Source organism: Thioalkalivibrio sp. ALE19, from assembly GCF_000428605.1.
Taxonomy (GTDB): Bacteria; Pseudomonadota; Gammaproteobacteria; order Ectothiorhodospirales; family Ectothiorhodospiraceae; genus Thioalkalivibrio.
Window position 1 is genome coordinate 39,950 of record NZ_AUAG01000025.1, and the last position, 20,209, is coordinate 60,158.

20 protein-coding genes are annotated in these 20,209 nt (G+C 69.2%); 8 read left to right on the forward strand and 12 right to left on the reverse strand.

Annotation, left to right across the window (positions count from 1 at the left end; genetic code table 11):
* Positions 1-13: 13 nt before the first annotated feature.
* The 7 genes from F787_RS0110740 to F787_RS0110770 all read right to left on the reverse strand — a co-directional run bounded on the left by F787_RS0110740 (position 14) and on the right by F787_RS0110770 (position 6,844).
* The gene (locus tag F787_RS0110740; RefSeq protein ID WP_028492162.1) at positions 14-1,057 is read right to left on the reverse strand and encodes a SpoIIE family protein phosphatase; all 1,044 of its coding nucleotides are present in this window, start codon (positions 1,055-1,057) and stop codon (positions 14-16) included.
* Positions 1,054-2,034, reverse strand: coding sequence for a diguanylate cyclase (locus F787_RS0110745; RefSeq protein WP_028492163.1), 981 nt, complete (start codon positions 2,032-2,034; stop codon positions 1,054-1,056). Before F787_RS0110745 ends, F787_RS0110740 begins: the two co-directional genes overlap by 4 nt.
* An 85-nt stretch (positions 2,035-2,119) precedes the next feature.
* The gene (locus tag F787_RS0110750) at positions 2,120-2,599 is read right to left on the reverse strand and encodes a nucleoside deaminase (protein ID WP_028492164.1); all 480 of its coding nucleotides are present in this window, start codon (positions 2,597-2,599) and stop codon (positions 2,120-2,122) included.
* Between the two features lie 4 nt (positions 2,600-2,603).
* Entirely contained in the window at positions 2,604-3,314 is a 711-nt protein-coding gene (locus tag F787_RS0110755; protein WP_028492165.1) for a DsbC family protein, read from the reverse strand.
* A 63-nt stretch (positions 3,315-3,377) separates the two neighbouring features.
* The gene (gene xerD, locus F787_RS0110760) at positions 3,378-4,298 is read right to left on the reverse strand and encodes a site-specific tyrosine recombinase XerD (RefSeq protein ID WP_019569056.1); all 921 of its coding nucleotides are present in this window, start codon (positions 4,296-4,298) and stop codon (positions 3,378-3,380) included.
* A gap of 24 nt (positions 4,299-4,322) precedes the next feature.
* A complete protein-coding gene (locus tag F787_RS0110765) occupies positions 4,323-5,258 on the reverse strand; it encodes a slipin family protein (protein WP_231373430.1) in 936 nt (311 codons plus the stop codon).
* 68 nt (positions 5,259-5,326) lie between these two features.
* Positions 5,327-6,844 (reverse strand): nodulation protein NfeD, encoded by a 1,518-nt coding sequence (locus F787_RS0110770; protein WP_028492167.1) that lies wholly within the window; start codon positions 6,842-6,844, stop codon positions 5,327-5,329.
* 78 nt (positions 6,845-6,922) lie between these two features.
* On the opposite strand from F787_RS0110770, the gene mobA reads away from it, so the two are divergent.
* The 3 genes from mobA to glp all read left to right on the forward strand — a co-directional run bounded on the left by mobA (position 6,923) and on the right by glp (position 9,456).
* Positions 6,923-7,531, forward strand: coding sequence for a molybdenum cofactor guanylyltransferase MobA (gene mobA, locus F787_RS0110775; RefSeq protein WP_028492168.1), 609 nt, complete (start codon positions 6,923-6,925; stop codon positions 7,529-7,531).
* Between the two features lie 112 nt (positions 7,532-7,643).
* Complete coding sequence (gene mobB, locus F787_RS0110780; RefSeq protein ID WP_018946318.1) at positions 7,644-8,192, forward strand: molybdopterin-guanine dinucleotide biosynthesis protein B; 549 nt, start codon at positions 7,644-7,646, stop codon at positions 8,190-8,192.
* A 22-nt stretch (positions 8,193-8,214) separates the two neighbouring features.
* The gene (glp, locus tag F787_RS0110785; RefSeq protein WP_028492169.1) at positions 8,215-9,456 is read left to right on the forward strand and encodes a gephyrin-like molybdotransferase Glp; all 1,242 of its coding nucleotides are present in this window, start codon (positions 8,215-8,217) and stop codon (positions 9,454-9,456) included.
* Between the two features lie 37 nt (positions 9,457-9,493).
* Here the strand turns inward: glp and F787_RS0110790 are convergent, their stop codons facing one another.
* Positions 9,494-9,871 carry a PilZ domain-containing protein gene (locus tag F787_RS0110790; protein ID WP_018869921.1) on the reverse strand — a complete coding sequence of 126 codons (378 nt, stop codon included), beginning with the start codon at positions 9,869-9,871 and terminating at the stop codon, positions 9,494-9,496.
* Positions 9,872-9,916: 45 nt separating this feature from the next.
* Between F787_RS0110790 and F787_RS0110795 the strand changes: the two genes are divergently transcribed.
* Positions 9,917-10,474, forward strand: a complete 558-nt coding sequence (locus F787_RS0110795; RefSeq protein WP_019021166.1) for an RDD family protein — start codon at positions 9,917-9,919, stop codon at positions 10,472-10,474.
* Between the two features lie 32 nt (positions 10,475-10,506).
* Here F787_RS0110795 and F787_RS0110800 read toward each other — a convergent pair whose 3' ends face one another.
* From F787_RS0110800 to lptF, 3 genes are read right to left on the reverse strand one after another with little or no spacing between them, the layout of a single operon-like run.
* Entirely contained in the window at positions 10,507-11,187 is a 681-nt protein-coding gene (locus tag F787_RS0110800) for a GDSL-type esterase/lipase family protein (RefSeq protein ID WP_026279493.1), read from the reverse strand.
* A 36-nt stretch (positions 11,188-11,223) separates the two neighbouring features.
* Positions 11,224-12,288 (reverse strand): LPS export ABC transporter permease LptG, encoded by a 1,065-nt coding sequence (lptG, locus tag F787_RS0110805; protein WP_028492170.1) that lies wholly within the window; start codon positions 12,286-12,288, stop codon positions 11,224-11,226.
* Positions 12,285-13,397 carry an LPS export ABC transporter permease LptF gene (lptF, locus tag F787_RS0110810; protein ID WP_028492171.1) on the reverse strand — a complete coding sequence of 371 codons (1,113 nt, stop codon included), beginning with the start codon at positions 13,395-13,397 and terminating at the stop codon, positions 12,285-12,287. Before lptF ends, lptG begins: the two co-directional genes overlap by 4 nt.
* Before the next feature lie 97 nt (positions 13,398-13,494).
* On the opposite strand from lptF, the gene F787_RS0110815 reads away from it, so the two are divergent.
* The 3 genes from F787_RS0110815 (at position 13,495) to F787_RS0110825 (ending at position 15,891) form a co-directional block, all read left to right on the forward strand.
* Complete coding sequence (locus F787_RS0110815; RefSeq protein ID WP_028492172.1) at positions 13,495-14,973, forward strand: leucyl aminopeptidase; 1,479 nt, start codon at positions 13,495-13,497, stop codon at positions 14,971-14,973.
* Positions 14,974-14,986: 13 nt separating this feature from the next.
* Entirely contained in the window at positions 14,987-15,406 is a 420-nt protein-coding gene (locus F787_RS0110820) for a DNA polymerase III subunit chi (protein ID WP_028492173.1), read from the forward strand.
* A 182-nt stretch (positions 15,407-15,588) separates the two neighbouring features.
* A complete protein-coding gene (locus tag F787_RS0110825) occupies positions 15,589-15,891 on the forward strand; it encodes a high-potential iron-sulfur protein (protein ID WP_028492174.1) in 303 nt (100 codons plus the stop codon).
* Between the two features lie 105 nt (positions 15,892-15,996).
* On the opposite strand, the gene F787_RS0110830 is transcribed toward F787_RS0110825, so the two are convergent.
* Positions 15,997-16,599: an outer membrane protein gene (locus tag F787_RS0110830; RefSeq protein ID WP_028492175.1), complete on the reverse strand. Its 603-nt coding sequence runs from the start codon at positions 16,597-16,599 to the stop codon at positions 15,997-15,999.
* Between the two features lie 187 nt (positions 16,600-16,786).
* Between F787_RS0110830 and F787_RS0110835 the strand changes: the two genes are divergently transcribed.
* Positions 16,787-19,564 (forward strand): valine--tRNA ligase, encoded by a 2,778-nt coding sequence (locus F787_RS0110835; protein WP_028492176.1) that lies wholly within the window; start codon positions 16,787-16,789, stop codon positions 19,562-19,564.
* Positions 19,565-20,209 lie beyond the last annotated feature (645 nt).

Below are 20,209 nucleotides of genomic sequence, written 5' to 3' on the forward strand. Positions count from 1 at the left end.
CCATGACCTGCCGTCAAAGGCGGATGACCAGCAGCGACTTGTCATCGTTGCTGCGCCCCAGCACCTGGCCCAGCACCAGCGCCAGCAGCTGCGGATGCCGGCGCCACAGGCCGGGAAAGCTCGCCAGGCTCCAGTTGCGCCGGATACCGTCCGAGGCCGTGAGCACCAGCGCATGCGGGGGGAGGTCCAGCCGGATCTCCTCGCAACTGCGATGATCATGCCCGAGAATGCCCGGCGCCATCTCCAGGCCACGCCGCTCCCCTTCACGCACGACCCAGGCGTTCATGTCCCCAACGCCACACACCCGGGCGCCGCGTTCCGCCACCATAGCCTCGCCGGCAATCCCCACCGCCCCGCGCGAGCCGCTCAGATCACGGCTCAGCCGGTGCAGCACTTCCGCGGGCGAGTCACCCGGCTCGCCCGGTCGACAGCGTCCCGCCACCGCGGTTGCGGCCTCCACTCCGTGGCCCAGGCCGTCCATATGGACCCAGCGCAGACCGTGCCGGTCCACCGCGAGGTCCGCGCAATCTCCGTTGTGCGGCGCGTCGTGCAATGCCCGCAGGTAACGGCCGAAGGCCGGACCGGGCTCGTCCTGTCCGTTGTCCCCGGGGCGAAAACGGGCCCATGCCGCGGTCCCCTGCCACGGTGTACCGGCGGCCTGCGTCGCGGGAACACTGTAGAAATCGGAATCGTCGGCCAGGCGCCGCACGGTGCCCAGCCCCTTGCCCAGGGTCCCCGAGGTGGTATGGCCGTCGGCGAGGGCCTGGTTCAGGTCCGCGATCCCCGGACCGAAATCCATCGCGAACAGGTCGAGCGCGGGTTCCGGCGAGCGCTGCTCCCAGATCTGCACCAGTCCGGTCCCGCGCGCGTATTTCATCTGGTTGGTCACGAGCTCCTGGCAGACCAGCAGCATGCGCTCGCGCTTGATCTCGCCGAAACCCAGGCGCCGCGCCACGGTCTTCAGCCGCGACTGCAGCAGGACCTGCCCGCCGGCGCGCGCCGCCGCCTGCTCGCTCAGCAGGGCATACGGCTGACGCGCGGGCGGTGCGGCGCTCACGCGCGGGCTCCGAGGCCCGCGGCCGCCGGTGCGTCGGGGGCCTCGAGCTCGAGTTCGGTCGCGACCTGCCCGCGCCCCCGATGCTTGGCCAGATACAGTGCCGCATCGGTGCGCGCCACCAGATCCTCCGGCGCGTCACCGTCCGCCCGCTGCCCCACACCGATGCTGACCCGGCCCTCCATCGCCGCGAGCACGCGCTGCGCCACGCCGGCCGCCGCGTCGCGGTCACCGAATACGATAATGGCGAACTCGTCGCCCCCGGTGCGGCAGGGGAGGTCCACGTGTTCGCGAATGGCCGCACGCATGGCATCGGCCATGCCACGCAGGTAATCATCCCCGAACTGATGGCCGTGGGTATCGTTCATCTGCTTGAAGAAGTCGAGATCAAGCAGCACCAGGCTCAGCGGTTCACCCTGGCGGGCGCAGTGCAGCAGGGACTCTTCCAGACGGGCATCGAAGGCGCCACGATTGAACAGCCCGGTCAGGCTGTCCGTCTCGGCTTCGCGGATCGAGCGCTGGAGCTCGGCCTTCTTGCGTTCCAGATCGGCCTCGAGCTCAGCCATCTCGGCCGCCGCCCGCTCGCGGGCGCGTTCCAGTTCGGCGGCGAAGCGGGCATTGCGTCGGCGCAGGAGCTCGGGATCAGTGGATTCGGAACCCCGGCGCAGGCGCTGTGACAGGGCCTCGAGCGAAGCTTCGGAGGGGTCTTCGGGGACACGATCGAGGTGTTCGCGGCGCGCATGCCCCCCAGCCTCTTCCCAATACAGGGCGAGTTCTCGCCCGTGGGCCACCAGCGCCACCTGCAGCCCGCCCTCCACATTGGCGGCAGCCTCGCGCAGCGCGTGCAGAAGGACATCGAGACGGGCGGTGGCGCGAAACGGGCTGCCGCCCAGGGCCACCACAGCGTCCAGGGCGAAACGCGCAAGCCGGCGCCGATCGGGCTCCACACAAACCGACAGTTCCAGCAGACGCTTCTCCATGCCGCCCCACTCCCTGTTCCGTGCCCGGATTGTGCCCCAGTCCGGGCGTCACGTCATGCACCGACGGCCGGGACCCGCCGCACATTCAGTACAAGCGGCGGTTGGCGTGGCGTTCCCAGTAGTCGAAGACCGCCCGCCCCTCCTCGGCCAGGGTGCGGATCAACGGCAGACGGCGCGCCTCGGGGGGCGCCACCAGTTCGTCGCGGATCCGCTCGTCGTCAAACCCGGCCGCGGCGGCATCCGCGGCCGAGGCGGCATGCACCACCCGGTCCAGCCGCGCCCAGCACGCCGCCGCACGACACATCGGACAGGGTTCGCAGGAGACGTACAGGGTCGCGCCGTACAGGCGGTGGTCCTGCAGGTGGCGGCAGGCGTCGCGAATCGCCGCCACCTCGGCATGCGCGGTGGGATCCTGCCACGGGATCACGCGGTTCGCCCCGCGGCCGACGATCTCGCCGTCGCGCACCACCAGGGCGCCGAACGGTCCGCCGCCGACATCCACGGACTCCCGCGCCAGACGGATGGCCTCGCGCAGGAAGAAGGCGTCGTCGGCGGCCACGCTCATGGGATCAGTCGCCCAGCACGCGGGACAGCACCTCTTCCGGCTCGACGTAGCCGGCGAGCATCTCGCCGTTTTCGGTGAACAGGGCCGGCGTGCCGCGCACGCCCAGGCTCTGCCCCAGCTGCATGTGCTCGTCCTGCGGGGTGGCGCAGCCGCTGTCCAGATCCGTCAGCTTGTCCCCCTCCTTGGAACGGTCCATGGCCGCCTGGCGGTCATCGGCGCACCAGGTGCGGTTCATGATCTCCGGCGAGTCCTGCCCCAGCACCGGGAACATCAGGTAGCGCACCTTGACGCCGGCTTCCAGGTATTCCGGCAGATCCGCGTGAATGTCGCGGCAGTACGGGCAGTTGGGATCGGTAAAGATGTTCAGCACCGCGCGGGTCTCGCCGTTCGGTTCGTAGACCACCAGTTCGCTGTCGTCGATGGCTGCGAACAGCTCGGCGCGCGCACCGCCCTTCGCCTGTTCCGTGAGGTTCTCGCGGGTCTGCAGGTCGATCAGACTGCCCTGCATCACGTAACGGCCGTCCTCGCTGACGTAGAAGATCTCGGTGCCGTAGCGAACCTCCTTGATCCCCTCGAGGGGGGTGGATTGAATGGAGTCGATCTCGGCATCGGGGATGGCCTGCGACATGGCCTGCTCGATCGCCTCGCTGGCCTGGGCCGTGGTACCGACGGCCGCCAGGGCGACCGCGAAGGGAAGAACGCGCTTGAGGAACATGGGTGTCTCGCTGATGAATCAAAACGTGGATTGTAGGCCGGTTGCCTTCCGGGGGACAGACGGCTATCCCCGGGGATGATGTTCCGCATGCAGCGCCTGCAGCCGCGCGCGCGCCACATGGGTATAGATCTGGGTCGTGGACAGGCTGCTGTGGCCCAGCAGCATCTGCACCACCCGCAGGTCGGCCCCGTGGTCCAGCAGGTGGGTGGCGAACGCATGCCGCAGGGTATGCGGCGACAGCGCCGTGTCGATACCGGCCCGCGCCGCATGCGCCTTGATGCGGTACCAGAAGGCCTGGCGCGTGAGCCCGCGGCCGCGCCGGGTCACGAACAGCGCCTCCACCGGCGGGTGCCCCGCCATCAGCTCGGGGCGCGCGCGGTCGAGATACGCCGCCAGCCAGTCGGTCGCCACCTCGCCCAGCGGCACCAGGCGCTCGCGTCCGCCCTTGCCGATGATGCGCACCACGCCCTGCCGGGTATTCACCGCCGTGCCTTCCAGCCCGACGAGTTCGGAGACCCGCAAACCGGCCGCGTACATCATCTCCAGCATCGCCCGGTCACGCAGTCCCACGGCCGTGGCGGTGTCCGGCGCCGCCAGCAGCGCCTCCACCTGCGCCTCCGACAGCCCGGCCGGCAGGGGCCGTCCGGGCCGCGGTGGATCGATGCCGGCCGAGGGGTCGTCCTCGCGCTCGCCCGCCTGTACCAGAAAACGATAGAAGCGGCGGATCGAGGACAGCGCCCGGGCCACCGAGCGCGGCCGCGCCCCGCCCTGCATGCGGGCGGCGACAAAGGCCAGCAGGTCGGCATGGGTCGCGGCCTCCAGTGCCCCGTCCCGCGCCGCCAGGAAACCCGCCAGCGCGCTCAGATCGCGCCGGTAGGCCGCCAGGGTGCGGTCGGCCAGGCCTTCCACCGCCCACAGCTCGTCCAGGAACCGGTCGAGGACCGCGGGGAGCTCCGCGGCCGTCTCCGGCGTCTCCGTCGCCATGCCGGACGAACGCCCGCGGACCGATCAGGAGCTGGCCGGCCCCCCGGACGTCGGACCGCGGCCGGTATCGGATGCCCCGCCCGCATCCTCCTCCGCGCCGGAGGTGTCGCCGGTCACGCCGGAACCGGAGGAGGAATCCTTCGTCCCCATCCCCGCTGCAGCGGCCGCTGCGTTGAGCGGGTTTTCCGGGTTCTCCGCACGGAACTTGCCGGCCAGGTTCTCGAACACCTTGGTCAGCTCCAGCGGCAGCGGGAAGAAGATGGTGTTTGCATGCCCGTTGGTCGACATGTCCGACATGGTCTGCATGTAGCGCAGCTGCAGCGCGGCCGGGCTGGCCTCCATGATCTGCGAGGCCTGCACCAGCTTCTCGGCCGCCTGCAGTTCGCCCTCGGCGTGGATGACCTTGGCGCGCCGTTCGCGCTCGGCCTCGGCCTGGCGGGCGATCGCGCGAATCATCGAATCGTCCAGATCCACGTGCTTGATCTCGACGTTGGTGACCTTGATGCCCCAGGCATCGGTCTGCGCGTCGAGGATCGACTGGATATCGGAGTTCAGCTTGTCGCGCTCGGACAGCATCTCGTCCAGCTCGTGCTTGCCGAGCACCGAACGCAGGGTGGTCTGGGCCAGCTGGCTGGTGGCGGCGTAGTAATCCTCGACCTGGATCACCGACTTGGCCGAGTCCACCACGCGGAAATACAGCACCGCATTGACCCGCACGGTCACGTTGTCCTGCGAGATCACGTCCTGGCTCGGCACGTCCAGCGTGATCACGCGCAGGTCGATGCGCACCATCTGCTGAATCCCGGGGATCACGATGATCAGGCCGGGCCCCTTGACCGACTGGAAGCGGCCGAGAAAGAACACGACGCCACGTTCGTACTCCCGCAGGACCCGGATCGACATCGCGATCAGGGCGATGATGATCACCAGCGGTACGACGATAAAACCGAAATCATTCAACATGTTGTGCTCCTTCCCGCCGAATCGGCGGCTTGCTGCATGTGCCGGCCGCGCGGAGGCGGCCCGCGCTACGCCGGACCGCTGCCCTCGGCCCGCTCGTCCTGTTCCATCGGCTCCACGGTCAGGCGCAGGCCGTCGATCGCGGTCACCCGCACGGCCTGCCCCTCGCGCACCGGCGCGGTGGTTTCGGCGGTCCAAAGCTCGCTGTGCACCCACACCGGACCGCGCCGCTCGAAATCTTCCCGCGCATGGCCGATCATGCCGATCATTTCTTCATGGCCGGTGGCCGGTTTCTTGCCGCGCAGCTTGAACAGCCGCCCCAGCACCCAGACCGACACCAGCCCGATGGCAATGGCCGTGCCGACCACCAGCGGCAGGGCCACGTTCAGATTGGGGTCATCCCACAGGATCACGGAACCGGTTATGAATGCCACGAGCCCTCCTATGCCCAGCGCGCCGAAGCTGGGCACGAAGGCCTCGGCGATCATGAAGATCATCCCCAGCAGCATCAGCGCCAGTCCGGCGTAGTTGATCGGCATCACCTGCAGGGCGAAGAACGCAAGGATCAGCGCGATGGAACCGATCACACCCGGGTAGACCGCGCCCGGATTCGCCAGTTCGAAGATGATGCCGTAGATCCCGATCAGCATCAGGATGTAGGCGATGTTGGGGTTGGTGATCAGCGACAGCAGCTCGGTGCGCCAGTCGGGATCCATACGCACGATCTCGATGCCCTCGGTCACCAGTTCGCGTTCGCCCGACATCAGCTTCACGGTATGCCCGTCGAGCTGCGCCAGCAGATCGTCCAGGTTGTCGGCGACGAAATCGATGACGTTCTTTTCCAGCGCCGCGGTGGCGGTCAGGTTGGAGCCCTCGCGTACCGTCTCCTCGGCCCAGTCGGCATTGCGGTCGTAGCGTTCGGCCAGGCCGCGGATGTAGGACACCGCGTCCTCCAGCACCTTGCGCTCCATCGCATCGTCCCCGCGGCGGGGCTCGGGGTCGTCGTCCAGCAGCTCTTCCTCGGTGGCCGGCTCGACGGCGTCCTCGCCGTTGTCCCGCTGCTCGCCGCCGTTCCCGTTCTCGGCTTCGGCCTCGTCTTCCGCTTCCTCGCGCAGCTCGTCCAGGTCTTCCTCGTCCATGCCGGGCAGGCCGCCCCCGCCCATCTGCACGGGGGTTGCCGAGCCCAGATTGGTCGCCGGCGTCATCGCCGCGACATGCGAGCCGTAGAGCATGTAGGTTCCGGCACTGGCGGCCCGCGCGCCGGCGGGGTGCACATAGGTCACCACCGGCACTTCGGACTGCAGCATGTGCTTGATGATGCTGCGCATGCTGGAGTCGAGGCCACCGGGCGTGTCCAGCTGCAGCACGACCATCTCGGCACCGCGCTCCTCGGCGGCATCGATCCCGCGCGTGATGTAATCTACGGTCGCCGGACCGATGGCCCCGTCCACGGTCAGGAGCACGGCTTCGCGGTCGCCACCGTTATCGGCGCTGGCCAGCAGCGCGCCGGCCGTGCCGACCACCAGCAGCGCCAGCCACAGGAGCCAGCGGGCCGCGGCACCGCGTTGGTTACGGAATCGGATCATGGATCGCTGTCGTCCTCGTATCGTGTCGGCCACGCATCCTGCACCCTACAACATAGGCCATTGCGCAAACGAACGCCCATGCCGCAGGACTCCCGCCAGACTCCACCCGCCGCCCCGGAGCGCCCGCCGCTGGGGGTCATCCTCGCCGGCGGTCAGGGCCGGCGCATGGGCGGCTGCAACAAGGCGTGGCTCGAATACCGGGGCCGGCCGCTGATCGAACATGCCGTCGAGCGTCTGCAGGGACAGGTCGATGGCATCGTCGTCAGCACTAATACCGAAATGGACCGTTGCGCGCGGCTGGGGTTTCCCTGTGTCGCCGACGAACATCCCGATTACCGCGGCCCGCTGGCCGGCATTGCCGCGGCCGGTGCCGCCCGACCCGGCCGCGACCTGCTGTGCGTCCCCGTGGATGCCCCGAGCGCCCCGCACGACCTCGGCCCCCGCCTGCAGGCGGCGCGGGCCGAACACGCCGCCCCCGCGGCGATGGCCCACGACGGCCGGCGCCTGCAGCCGCTGTTCCTGCTGCTGGGTGCCGGACTGGTGCCCGCCCTGCGCGCCGCGATCGCGGCGGGCCCCCTGCCCGCCGGCGCCTGGCTGCGCGAACACGGCGCCGTGACCGCCGACTTCTCCGATTGCCCCGCGGCCTTCACCAACCTCAACACCCCCGAAGATCTCGCCCCGCGGTGACCCCGGGAACTTACTGCGCCCCGCAACCGGCGTGTAGATTGGCGGCCGATTCCTTACACTCCCCGACGACCGGTACCACACCGGGCCGTCGCCACCAGGGAGAGGAACCGTCATGAGCCACCCGGACAACACGCTGCCGCGCATCGGCTTCGCCGCCTGGAGCGGCTCGGGCAAGACCACGCTGCTGAAACGACTCATCCCGGAGCTGCGCAACCGCGGCCTGCGCCCGGCGGTGATCAAGCATGCCCACCACGAGTTCGACGTGGACAAACCGGGCAAGGACAGCTACGAGCTGCGTCACTCGGGGGCCGACCAGACACTGGTGGCCTCGTCCCGGCGCTTCGCCCTGATGGTGGAGACGCCCGAGATCGAGGAAGGGGCGACCCCCGACCTCGACGCCCTGTGCGCGAAACTGGATCCGGCGCGCTCGGACCTGATCCTGGTGGAGGGCTTCAAGAACGCCGACCTGCCGCGCATCGAGGTCTACCGCAAGGCCAACGACAAGCCACCGCTGTACCCCGATACACCGGGGGTGGTCGCAGTGGCCACCGACGCCGGCGGGCTGCCCTTCCATGGCCCGGTGCTGCCGCTGGACGACCCCTCGCCGGTGGCGGACTTCATCATCGAACACCTTTCCCTTTACCCGTTATTGAACGGCTGACAGATGACAACGGAGGAACCGGATGAACGCGGCCGCCTGTGACGAATTCGACCCCACCGCCCTCACCGTGGAACAGGCGCGCGCCGCCGTCCTGGAGGCCTGCCAGGCGGTCGCCGGGACGCGCACGCGCAGTCTGGAGACGGCCACCGGACGGGTTCTTGCCGCGGACGTGCATGCACGGCTGGACGTCCCTCCGGCCCGGGTTTCGGCGATGGACGGCTACGCCCTGCGCGCCGCCGATGCCCGCGAAGCCGGCGCCCGGCTGCATCTGGCCGGCCATTCGGCCGCCGGGCACCCGTGGGACGGCGCGCTGCCGCCGGGCTCCTGCGTGCGGATCCTCACCGGCGCGGTGGTCCCGGACGACGCGGATACCGTGGTCATGCAGGAGCACGTGACGGTGGAAGGTGACCACATACGCTGCGACCGCCCGGCCGCGGACAACGCGAACATCCGCGGCCCCGGCGAGGATACCCGCAGCGGCGAACGGCTTTATGGCGCCGGGCAGGTGCTCGGTCCGGCCGAGATCGGGGTGCTCGCCAGCCAGGGCATCAGTGAGGTCGAGGTCCTGCGCAAGCCGCGCGTGGTGTTCTTCTCCACGGGCGACGAACTGGTCCCGGTGGACGAACCCCTGGAGCCCGGCCAGATCCACGACAGCAACCGTCACATGATGCGTTCCCTGCTGTCGCGCTACGCGGTCAAGGCCCGCGACTACGGCATCATTCCCGACGACGAGGACGCCGTGCGCGAGGCCCTGGAGTCCGCGGGCCGCGAGGCCGACCTGATCCTGACCACGGGCGGGGTCTCGGTGGGTGATGCCGACTACATCACCCGCATCCTGCAGGAGCGCGGCGAAGTCGGCTTCTGGAAGATCGCGATGAAGCCCGGGCGTCCGCTGGCCTTCGGCCGCTTCGGCCAGGCCCGGTTTGTCGGGCTGCCGGGCAATCCGGTCTCGGCGATGGCCACCTTCGGCCTGTTCGTCGGCCCGGCGCTGCGCAGTCTGGCCGGCCTGCCGGTGGCCGAACCGCGCACCCTGCGCGCACGGCTGTGCGAGGATCTGCGCAAGCGGCCGGGGCGCACGGACTATCAGCGGGCGATCGTGGAGACCGAGGACGGCGTGGACGTGGTGCGCAGCGCCGGGGGACAGGGATCGCATCAGCTGAGCGCGATGAGCCGGGCGAATGCCTTCGTGGTACTGCCGCGGGAGGCGGACGGCGCACGCGCCGGGGAGTGGGTGGAGGTACTGCCGTTCAGCGAGCTCTACTGAGCCCCCCGGGTTCAGGGCCCGGGATCAGGGCCCGGGATCAACTGCCCGGGTCATCCTCGCCCGGCGGCTCGGCGACCATGGCGGCGAACTCACGCTCCAGCAGTGCCTCGTCGCCCAGGTTCAGCTCCACCAGGCGCCGCAGGTGCCCGGCGGATTCCAGCGGCATGGCGGCGATCTCCAGCCCCAGCCGCTCGCCCTGCTGCCAGCGCACCTTGCCCTCGAACGCGATGCGGGCCTCGTCACTGAGCGGGATGTCCACCTGACCGGGCGTGCCCGGGGCGAGCGGTTCGAGCCCCTCGCATTCCACCAGCACTCCACGCAACGAGATGTCGAGCACGCGCACCGGGCATGTCCGGCCATCCAGCTCGAGCCGGGCCGGAAATTCGAGCGGGATACGTTGAAACCGTCGCGACATACCGCAAGACTACGCAATCTTCCGCGCAGTGACCAGCGAGACCCCATGAACGACATCCCCGCTCCCGAACGCGACTCCCGCCCCGTCGGCCTGCTGCTGCGCTTCGGCGCACTGCTCTACGACAGCCTGCTGGTGCTGGCCATCTGGCTGGTGCTGGGGCTGGTGACCCTGCCGTTGTGGAACCTGCTGGACGTGTTCTTCTGGCAGGTCCAGCTCACCCTCAACATCTTCGCCGCCTGGGCCTTTTTCTACGGCTTCTGGCGCCGGACCGGACAGACCCTCGGGATGCAGACCTGGAACCTGGTGGTGCGCAGCGAGGATGGCAGCCGGATCACCTCCTGGCAGGCCACGCTGCGTTTTCTGGTGGGGATCTCGCAGTGGATGATCATCCTGATGGCGATCCATCTGGCGCGCGAGCACGGCGACTGGATGACCGCGCTGATGACCGCCCTGGGCGTTCTCGCCCTGGGCGCCAGCGCCCTGCACCCGCAGCGCTGGATGCTGCACGACTGGCTGTCCTCCACCGTGCTGATGCGCACGCGGCCGCTCAAGCGTCCGCGCTGGAAGGAAAACCAGGAAGAACAGGACTCCGGGGGCGGCTGATCGCGCGCGGCCACCCGCGCCCCGTCATGCGCTCACGGGGCTCGGCGTCCCAGCCACAGCCCGACCTCCATCAGCCCGTCGGCGATCTCCTCGGCCATGCGTGCATAGCCGTCCGCGTTCGGGTGGATGCGGTCCGCACGCAGATCCGCGTCGTTCAGCACCCCGGCCAGCACCCCCTCGATCAGCGGCACGTCCTCCTCGCGCGCCAGCTCGCGATAGATCGCGTCGTCACTGAGCCGCCCGGTAGCGGCCCCCAGGGCCGAGGCTTCGGGCACGCCGATCAGCAGCGGCTGCGCCCCGTGGTCGCGCACGTATCCGATCAGTGCCCGCAGATCCTCCTTCACGTCCGCCGGCTGGCGCCCGCGCAGGAAGTCGTTGCCGCCGAGCTCGAGGATGACCAGATCCGGTTCATGTTCGACCAGGCTGTCCTCGATGCGCCCGCGTGCGGTATCCGCCCGATCGCCGGGCACCCCGTCGTTGATGACGGTCCAGCCGGTGATCGCCTCCAGACGCGTCGGAAAGTCCTCGCCATCACCGGCGCCGGTTCCGTGGGTCACGCTGTCCCCGAACACCAGCACCGTGGCCGAGCGCGGCAGCGGGTCGAGGTCGGTGGGCCCCGGGCTGCCGCAGGCGGCCAGCATTCCGGCTACCAGCAGCAGCCACAGGAGTTGCCCCGCGCGCCCGGTCCGGGACGGTCTTCCGCCTGCTCTCATTGCGTCGTTCTCCCGTCGTCGATAATCCGCGTCACATCATGCCACGCGCCGCAGCCCCAGCAGCCCCGCCACCAGGAACAGCAGCACCGGCACACTGGCCGCCAGCACCGGCGGCAGCGCGAACACCAGTCCGACATGGGTCATCGCCCGCATCACGATCGCGAACGACACCCCGATCGCGATGCCCACGAACAGGCGGCGTCCGGCCCCGCCCTCGCGCTGCGACCCGAACAGGAACGGGATCGCCAGCAGCAGCATCACCCAGGTCGAGGCCGGCAGGGTCAGGCGCTGCCAGAAGGCCACCTCGTAGGGCGCCGAATCCAGGCGGTTTTCCTGCAGGTACTGAATGTAACGATGAAGGTCGCGCGCTCCCATCTGCGCGGGTTCCACCACCAGGACCGAGAAGTATTCCGGGGCGATCAGACGCTCCACGCGTTCCTCCTCGGCATGTTCCGTCACTACCCCGTCGAAATCCGGGCGCGAGCGTTCCACGTCCTCCAGCCACCACTCGCCGTCCGTGTAACGCGCGCCCGCGGCCCGGGTGATCACCCGCGGGCGCCGGTCCTCGCCCAGTTCGACCACGCGCACGCCGGCCAGCCGGTCATCCGGCAGCACGGCCTCGGCATGCACGATGCGCCGCCCGTCGCGCGCCCACAGCCCCATCGAGCCAACGCTCAGTTCGCGGTCGAAGGCGGTCGCCTTGAGGTTCTGCGCGCGGTTCTCCGCCACCGGCGCGACGAACTCGCCGATCGCGACCATCGCCAGCACCACGATCAGCCCGCCCTGCATCACCCAGGCGACGAACCGCCCGACGGTCATCCCGGCGGCGCGCATGGCCGTCAGCTCGCTGCCCGCCGCGAGGTTGCCCAGCAGCAGGAGACCGCCGAGCAGCGCTGCCGGCGGCATCATCTCGTACATCCGCCGCGGCAGCGTCAGGGCCACGTACATCAGCGCCTGCGCCACGCCGTAATCGCCGCGGCCGATGTCGCGCAGCTCGTCGATGAGCGCGAACACCGCGTCCAGCGCAACCAGCAGCAGCGCCGCCAGCGCGGTCCCCAGCAGCACCTGGCGGATGATGTAGCGCCCCAGGATCGTGGTCATGCCGGCTCCCCCGCCGGTGGACCCGCGCCCCGGCGCGGCCAGCGCAGCAGGCCCTTGCGCCAGGCCAGCAGCAACCACAGCGCGAGCATCGCGCCGTGCGCCCACCACAGCCCCACGGCCACGGGCACCTGGCCGTCCGCCAGCTGCCCCTGCCCCAGGATCAGGAAGTTGGCGTACAGCACGTACACCCCGATCGCCGCGGGAATGCGCGCATAGCGCCCGCTGCGCGGCGGCACCAGTGACAGCGGCAGGGCGATCAGGGTCAGGACCACGATCGACAGCGGCATGGCGAAGCGCCACTCCAGTTCGGCGCGCACCTCGTGGTCGTCCCGCTCGGCCCACAACTCCGGTGTGGATTGCGCCTCCAGGCTGCGCCGATCCGCCTCCGGGTCGGGCTCGGTGATCTGCGTGCGCAGGCGTTCGAACTCCAGCATGCGGAAGGCCCCGCTGCCCGGGGTGCCGACGTAGCGGTAACCGTCCTCCAGCACCAGGAAGCCGCTGCCCTCGGCACCGGGATCGGGGATCGCACGCGCGGCCACCGTGACCTGCGCCTCGCCGTCCACCTCGCGGTAGATGAACACCTCCTCCAGCGCCTCGCGGTCATCGCTCAGGCGCTCGGCAAAGAACACCTGGTCCCCCACACGCGACTCCAGGAACTGCCCCGGCGCGATCCCCACCAGGTCCGAGCGCTGATCGGCGAGATCGCGCATGCGGTCCACCTCGCCCTCGGTCCAGGGCACCACGGTGTTCATCAGCGCCGCCAGCAGGATCGCCGCCGGTCCGGCGACCAGGAACAGGGCACGATAAAGCGCGGCGAACGACATCCCCCCCGACTGCAGCGCGATCAGTTCGCTGTCGCGCTGCATGCGGCCCAGCACCAGCATGAACCCCAGAAACAGCGCCACCGGCCACAGGTAGACGATGCCCTTGAACGCGCCGAAGCCCACCAGTGCCGGCAGGAAATCCGCCGGCACGCTGCCCTCGGCCACGTCCTGCAGCACCCGCGCGAGCACCCCGCCGACGATCACCAGCAGCAGCACCACGGTGACCGCCGCCTGGGTCACCAGGAGTTCGCGCGCAACGAAGCGCTCGGCCCGGCGCAGGATCATGCGCGGCCCGTATCCACGTCGCCGGTGTGCGTAGTGCGCCCCGGCGGCGCGCTGGTAGTATCACTGGAAAACATTCATTTCATCCCGCGAGGCGCCCATGCAATTCTCCGTCACCACCTCCGCCGTCGACAAACCCCGCGCCGGGATCCGCGCCGCCGCCGTCAGCCACCGGCGCAAGCCGGCCCCGGGCGCGCGGGTCCTGGATGAGGCCCGCGACGGCGACCTCGCGGCCCTGTTCAAGGCCGGCGAGATGGACGGCGACGCCGGCTCGCGCCTGCTGGTGCCCGGCGCCGGACGCAAGGGTTCCGCGCTGCTGATCGGCCTGGGCGCGAAGAAGGACTACGACGCCCGCGCTGCGCGCAAGGCCTGCCAGACCCTCGCTGCCGCGCTGGTGGAGCGCCCGGCCGACAGCGCGGTGATCGCGGTGGAGGACTTCGTCCCGCGCGGCAAGGACATCGCCTGGACCGTGCGCACCCTGATCACCGCCATCGGCGACGCCGCCTATCGCTTCTTCGAGTTCAAGGGCAAGGAAGAGACCCGCCCCGTCAAGCTCGAGAAGGTCCAGTTTGCCGTGGACCGCAGCCGCGCCGATGCGGCGAAGAAGGCCTGCAGCGAGGCCGCGGCCATCGTCACCGGCATGAACCGGGCGAAGGACCTGGGCAACACCCCGCCCAACGTCTGCTATCCCGAATCCCTCGCCGACACCGCCTGCCGGCTCGCCGAACAGTATGACCGTCTCGAGACCACGGTGCTCGACGAACACGAACTGGAGGCCCTGGGTGCCGGGGCCATCCTTGCCGTCGGCCAGGGGTCCGAGCGCCCGCCGCGCCTGATCGCGATGGAATACCGCGGCGGCAACAAGGACGATGCCCCGGTGGTGTTCGTCGGCAAGGGCATCACCTTCGACACCGGCGGCATCTCGCTCAAGCCGGGCGCCGAGATGGACGAGATGAAATACGACATGTGCGGCGCCGCCAGCGTGTTCGGGGTCATCGAGGCGGTATGCGAACTGGGCCTGCCGATCAACGTGGTCGGCGTGGTCACCAGCGCCGAGAACATGCCGGACGGCCGCGCCACCCGGCCCGGCGACATCATCCACACCCTGTCCGGGCAGACCGTCGAGATCCTCAACACCGACGCCGAGGGCCGTCTGGTGCTGGCCGACGCCCTGACCTGGGTGGATCGCTACAAGCCGAAGGCGGTGATCGACATCGCCACCCTCACCGGCGCCTGCATCATCGCCCTGGGCCACCAGGGCGCCGCGCTGCTGGGCAACGACGACCGCCTGGTCCGGCAGCTGCAGCAGGCCGGCGAGGAAACCGGCGACCGCGGCTGGCAGCTCCCGCTGTGGCCGGAATACCAGGAACAGCTCAAGAGCAACTTCGCCGACATGGCCAACATCGGCGGTCGCCCGGCGGGCACCATCACCGCCGGCTGCTTCCTCTCGCGCTACACCGAGGACTACACCTGGGCGCACGTCGACATCGCCGGGGTGGCCTGGAAGAGCGGCAAGGAAAAGGGCGCGACCGGCCGTCCGGTCCCGATGCTGATGCAGTACCTGCTGGATCAGGCCTGAAGGAGGCCGGCGCATGACCCGCGTCACCTTCTACCTGCTGCAGGATGCGCAGCCTGACGCGCGCCTGCAGCTGGCCTGCCGGCTGGCCGAGAAGGCCTCGCGCCAGGGTCACCGGGTGCACGTGCACACCGGGGACCCGGCCCTGACGCAGAGCCTGGACGAATGGCTGTGGACCTTCCGCGATACCGCCTTCCTGCCCCATGCCACCGAGGTGGACGCCGCCGACGTGCCGGTGACCCTGCACGATTCCCGTGCCCCGACCACCCACTGCGACGTGCTGGTCAACCTGGCCGCCGAGGTCCCCGAATACTGCGGCCGTTTCGAGCGCGTGGCCGACATCGTCGGCGCCGACGACGCCGGCCGCGCCGCCGGTCGCGCCCGCTGGCGCTACTTCCGCGACCGCGGCTATCCGCTGGAACACCACGCCCTGTGAGCGCCGCCGGCGGGCGGCGTCCTTTTCTGCACCCACCCCTTGAGCTGGATCATAAATCCCTTCACCCGGGGAGGTTTTGTGATCCATTCACGTAGAAATAACGCGGAGAACCGATGCAAGGTAGCGACGGCATCCGCAGAGATGCCCGTCACAAGAAAACTACCAGCAAGGAGGTCGGAACCATGTCCGACAAGACCGATATCAGCCGCCGTACCTTTCTCCGCCGCGCCTCCGCGGCCGTCGCCGCCATCCCGGTTGTGAGCATGACCGGCATGTCCGTGGCCAGGGCCAATCCCATGGCCGAGGACGGACACGCCCACAACTACGTAGCGGATGCCGCCAACGCCGATCATCCGGACTACTCCGAGGGCGAGCGCTGCGACAACTGCGCCTTCTGGGACGGCAACGGCGGATGCCACCACGCCGACTTCCAGGGCGTCAACGTCGCCGCCGGCGGCTGGTGCGACGCCTGGGTCAGCGGCTGATCCCGCAACCCGCTCAAGGGGCACCGGAATGCCCTGATACAACGGGGCCCCGCACGCCATCCCGGCGCGCGGGGCCCCTTCATTCTTACCCTGCCCCGTAGGGCTTCAGAAGCGGTAACCGATCGCGCCCTTTACCTGCCAGGAATCCGGATCCACGTCGACCCCGCCGAGCACGGTTTCGTCTCCGTGGAAGGTCTGCGAATACTCGCCGCGGAAGAACATGCGGTTCTCGAGCTGGTACTCGACACCCACGCCACCGCGGCCGCCCTCGTACGTCTCGGAATCCGACCCGAGCCCGTCGGCGGACACCTTGGCCTTGGTCCCCTGGTACCCGAGCAGGCCGTAGACCAGCCAGTCATCGTTGAAGACCCGGCCGAGACGCACATTCACGCCATAGCTGTGCTTCACGTCCACGTCGTAATCCACCCCGTTCCGGGTGGTCGAGTCATCGGCCTGATCCAGCCAGAAGTCGAGTTCCACGCCCAGGTAGTAATTGTTCTCGGTGGTGCCGGTACCGATCACGCCACCGATGCCCACGTCGGTGTCGGACAGGGAGGGGCCGGGATCCACATCAAAATCGTAGTCCACGATCACCAGCTGGCCACCGACGTATCCGCCGTGGAAGGTGTCGGCCTGGGCCACGGACAGGCCACCGGTCAGCATCAGGGCACCGCCGACGGCGGCAGCAATCTTTCCTTTCGCGAACATCGGTCTTTCTCCTCGTTGTTATCCGGTTGCGGCGCACAGGCCCGCCACACTCTGCGGTTATCACGTTCGGCTTATTCTCGCACACGGGCCGAGGGTTTCGACAGACCGCGCGGGAAAACGGGTCACAACGTGCGTGCCTCGTTATAATGCGCGGCTTTGCCATCCACACCCCGAGCCCGGCCCCACCATGGACAAGAGCTTCGACCCCAAGAGTATCGAACAGGCCCAGTACGAACGCTGGGAGGCCGCGAACATCTTCGCGCCGCCGGAAACGGGCGAGGCCAGCTACTGCATCCTGCTGCCGCCGCCGAACGTGACCGGCACGCTGCACATGGGGCATGCGTTCCAGCACACGCTGATGGACACCCTGATCCGCTACCGGCGCATGAACGGCGACCGCACCCTGTGGCAGGGCGGTACCGACCATGCCGGGATCGCCACGCAGATGGTGGTCGAGCGCCAGCTGGCGGCGCAGGAAAAGACCCGCCACGACCTCGGGCGCGAAGAATTCGTGCGCGCGGTCTGGGACTGGAAGAACGAATCCGGCGGCACCATCACCCGCCAGATGCGCCGGCTGGGCGATTCGGTGGACTGGTCGCGCGAGCGCTTCACCATGGACGACGGCCTGTCCGAGGCGGTGCTCGAGGTCTTCGTGCGCCTGTTTGATGAGGGCCTGATCTACCGCGGCAAGCGCCTGGTCAACTGGGACCCGGTGCTGCACACCGCGCTGTCCGACCTGGAGGTGCTGTCGGAAGAGGAAAACGGCCACCTGTGGCACTTCCGCTATCCGCTGGCCGACGGCTCCGGGCACCTGACCGTGGCCACCACGCGCCCGGAGACCATGCTGGGCGACACCGCCGTCGCGGTGCACCCGGAAGACGAACGCTACCGCGACCTGATCGGCAAGACGATCCGCCTGCCGCTGGTCGGGCGCGAGATCCCGATCATCGCCGACGACTACGTCGAATCCGAATTCGGCTCCGGCTGCGTGAAGATCACCCCGGGGCACGACTTCAACGACTACGCGATGGGCCAGCGCCACGACCTGCCGGTGATCAACATCCTGACCATCGATGCCTGCCTGAACGACAGCGTGCCCGAGGCCTACCGCGGACTGGACCGTTACGAGGCCCGCAAGCGCGTGGTCGCCGATCTGGATCACCTCGGCCTGCTGGAAAAGACCGAGGACCACAAGCTGATGGTCCCGCGCGGCGACCGCTCCGGCACCGTGGTCGAGCCCTACCTGACCGACCAGTGGTACGTGAAGGCCGGCCCGCTGGCCGAACCGGCGATCAGGGCGGTGGAGGACGGCCGCATCCGTTTCGTGCCGGAGAACTGGTCGAAGACCTACTTCGAGTGGATGCGCAACATCGAGGACTGGTGCATCTCGCGCCAGATCTGGTGGGGCCACCGCATCCCCGCCTGGTACGACAGCGATGGCAACGTGTACGTCGGGCGTTCCGAGGACGAGGTGCGCGAGAAGCACGGCCTGGGCACCGAGGTGGCGCTGGAACAGGACGAGGACGTGCTCGACACCTGGTTCAGCTCGGCGCTGTGGCCATTCTCCACCCTCGGCTGGCCGGAGCAGACGCCGGAACTGCGCGACTTCTACCCGACCAGCGTGCTGGTCACCGGCTTCGACATCATCTTCTTCTGGGTCGCCCGCATGATCATGATGGGCGAGCACTTCATGGGCGACGTGCCCTTCCGCGAGGTCTACGTCACCGGCCTGATCCGCGACTCGGAAGGCCAGAAGATGTCCAAGTCCAAGGGCAACGTGATCGACCCGATTGACCTGATCGACGGCATCAGCGCCGACGACCTGGTGGCCAAGCGCACCCAGGGCCTGATGCAGCCGCAGATGGCGAAGAAGATCGAGAAGACCACGCGCAAGGCCTTCCCCGACGGCTTCCCCGCGTTCGGCACCGACGCCCTGCGCTTCACCCTGGCCGCCCTGGCCACCACCGGGCGCGACATCAAGTTCGACCTCGGCCGCATCGAGGGCTACCGCAACTTCTGCAACAAGCTGTGGAACGCCTCGCGCTTCGTGCTGATGAACGTCGAGAGCCACGACTGCTCGGCCGCGGACGACACCGCGGAGCAGCGCACCCTCGCCGATCGCTGGATCCTCGACCGCCTGGCGGCCACCGCCGAGACCGCCACGCAGCAGCTCGATGCCTACCGCTTCGACCTCGCCGCACAGACGCTGTACGAGTTCACCTGGCACGACTACTGCGACTGGTACCTGGAGCTGACCAAGCCGGTGCTGAACGACGAGGCCACGCCGGAGGCGGTCAAGCGTGCCACGCGCCATACGCTCGTCAGCGTGCTCGAGGCCCTGCTGCGCCTGCTGCACCCGGTGATCCCGTTCATCACCGAGGCGATCTGGACCAGTGCGAAGCCGCACGCCGGCATCGGCGACGACGTCGAGTTCCTGGTGCAGCGTCCCTGGCCGGCGCAGGACGGCTTCCCGCGCGATGCCACCGCCACCGCCGAGCTCGACTGGGTCAAGGATTTCATCACCGGGCTGCGCCGCATCCGCGCCGAGATGGACATCGCCCCGGGCAAGCCGCTGCCGGTGCTGGTGAAGAACTGGAGCGAGAGCGACCGGGAGCGTTACCGGCGCCACCACGCGCTGCTGGAATTCCTCGGCAAGCCCGAGGAGGTCACCTGGCTGGACGCCGGCGACGAGGCCCCGGAATCCGCCATGGCCCTGGTCGACGAGATGCAGCTGCTGATCCCCCTGGCCGGCCTGATCGACAAGGACGCCGAGCTCGCCCGCCTGGACAAGGAGATCGACAAGCTCGACAAGAACCTCGAGCAGAGCGAGAAACGCCTTGCCAACGAGAGCTTCGTCGACCGCGCCCCGGCCGAGGTGGTGCAGAAGGAGCGCGACCGCGTCGCCGAGATGCAGGCCACCCGCGAGCAGCTCGCCGCGCAGCGCGAACGCATCCGGGCGATGTAACGCCGGCGCGGCACTCGCCGCCCGGTGCCGGCCCCCGGCCCCGGCACCCGGCACCCGGCACCCGGCACCCGGCACCCGGCACCCGGCACCCGGCAAAGGCTGCAGGAGCTTGCTTGCAAGCGAACAGGAGCTGCTACCCGACCGCTGCCGCGGCGCTTCGGGCTACTGCCTGTGCTTGATCGCTGCCGCGGGCCTTGAGCTGGCGCTGCAGAGTCGGCGGTTTTGGCTGCCGCCGGGGGTGTTGCGCTCTCTCGCGAGCGCGCCGCGCCCGTTGTTGATCAAAAACGGGCTTTCTTGTGTGAACAAGAAAGGACCCAAAGAAGTCACCCCGACTGCCGCATCCCGGTCCGCTGACGCGGCCCGGGATCCCCTCGCTCCGAGGCCGGGCGCGGGCGGCGCTGAACTCGCGAAGCTGCGCTTCGCTCAGACAAGCAGCGCCTTTTCTCCCGCGCCCGACCTCTGCGCTCGGTGCGGCAAACGGGGCCACAGGGCCACCGCCCGTTCCTTTTCCGCCAGGCGGGCAGGCCGGGGGTTATGAACGCCCCCGGCCGAGACCAGGACCGTTGGCAACCGATTGTGTCGGATCGGCGAGAGGGCTCGCCTCCCACCGTGTTGAAACCTGCTCCCGCAGGAGGCCGGTCCTCC